Annotated in this window: 2 protein-coding genes and 1 pseudogene; 1 reads left to right on the top strand and 2 read right to left on the bottom strand. The window is 72.9% G+C overall.

Annotation, left to right across the window (positions count from 1 at the left end; genetic code table 11):
* Positions 1 to 228: zf-HC2 domain-containing protein (locus tag D183_RS0104770; protein WP_026144200.1), on the bottom strand; the 228-nt coding region annotated here is incomplete at its 3' end.
* A complete protein-coding gene (locus D183_RS0104765; protein WP_017907990.1) occupies positions 225 to 758 on the bottom strand; it encodes an RNA polymerase sigma factor in 534 nt (177 codons plus the stop codon). The genes D183_RS0104765 and D183_RS0104770, both read right to left, overlap by 4 nt.
* A gap of 108 nt (positions 759 to 866) precedes the next feature.
* Here D183_RS0104765 and D183_RS27330 point away from each other — a divergent pair.
* Positions 867 to 1,345: pseudogene (locus D183_RS27330) on the top strand (S8 family serine peptidase); the annotation flags it as partial.

The following is a 1,345-nucleotide window of genomic DNA, read 5'->3' as shown; positions in this document are numbered from 1 at the left end:
GCCGGTCGGCCGTGCCCGCGCGGCGGCGAGCAGGCGTGCGGGCAGCGCTTCGTCCAGCACCGGGGCGAAGCCGGCGCGCAGCCGCGCCTGCAGGCTGCGCAGCCGTTCCAGGGCCTGTGTCAGCTGCGGGTCGCTGCGCAACGCCGCTTCCACCTGGGCGGCCTGCGCCGCATCCAGTTCGCCGTCGGCGTAGGCCTGCAGCGTGAGTGCGTCGATCGTGGTGTTCATGCGGTCGCCTCCAGTGACGCCTGCAGGGCTTCGCGCCCACGCGCGAGCCGGCTGGTGAGTGTGCCGAGCGGAATCTCCAGCACCGCCGCGGCATCCTTGTAGGACAGGCCTTCGATCAGGACCAGTGCGATCGCCAGGCGTTGTTCCTCGGGCAGGCCGGCCATCGCGGCCTGCACGGCCATCCAGTCCTGCTGCCGCTCCAGCGGCGTGTCGCCGACGTGCTCGCCCTCGGCGGCATCGACGAACACCTGCCGCCTTCGCCGCTGCGCCCGCACCTCGTCGATCCAGGCGTGGCGGATGATGCCGTACAGCCAGTACTGCAGCGGCGTCTCCGGCCGCCATTGCCCGGCGCGGCGCAGCGCGCGCTCGATCGCGATCTGCAGCAGGTCGTCGGCGTCCTCGCGATGGCCGGCGACGGCACGCGCGAAGCGCCGCAACTGCGGCAGTAGGGTACAGATGCCGTCGCCGACGGCGGCCGTGGGATCGGCGTGCATGTCGGTGATACGTTCGGCGGAGGGGTTTTCTTCCATGGGCGCGGCGCGGCGTTCACCGCGGGTCGGGATGGCAGGATTAGTGTGGCACGCCAACAGGGGCGGACAACGGAGCGGGGCATGGCGACGGGCAGACGAATGCGCTGGATGGCCGTGGCATGGCTGGCGGTGGCGACACCGGCGTTGGCGCAGCTGGCGCTGCCGTCGGCCGGCGGGCTGGTGCAGGACATCACCCAGGGCATGCAGGGCGGCATGAATCGGGTGGGGGAGTCGCTGCAGGATGCGCGCGGCGATCTCGAACGGCTGCGGCTGAAACGCCTGCAGGCGCTGCTGCGCAGCGATCCGCGCGGGCTGGAGCGCGACGAGGGCGGCGCGGTGGTGATGCGCGGGCAGGTGGTGGCGCTGGAGCCGGACCCGGCGGCGCTGCAAGCGGCGCAGGCGGCCGGCTTCGCGGTGTTGGAGCAGCGCAGCTTCGGCGAATTCGGGCTGCGCCTGGTGGTGCTGCAGGTGCCGTCGGGCCTGTCCACGCGCCGCGCCCTGCAGCAACTGCGCGAGCGCGATCCGCAGGGCGAGTACGACTACAACCACGTCTACAGCGGATCGGCGGCGGCGCCACCGGCGCCCGC

The organism is Xanthomonas sp. SHU 199 (genome assembly GCF_000364665.1).
In the GTDB taxonomy this organism is placed as follows: domain Bacteria; phylum Pseudomonadota; class Gammaproteobacteria; order Xanthomonadales; family Xanthomonadaceae; genus Xanthomonas_A; species Xanthomonas_A sontii.
This window is presented reverse-complemented; position numbering and strand designations above follow the sequence as displayed.

What these genes read in the sequence shown, in the direction of transcription:
- D183_RS0104765 (WP_017907990.1), bottom strand. Translation starts at nt 758, where the DNA reads ATGGAAGAAAACCCCTCCGCCGAACGTATCACCGACATGCACGCCGAT.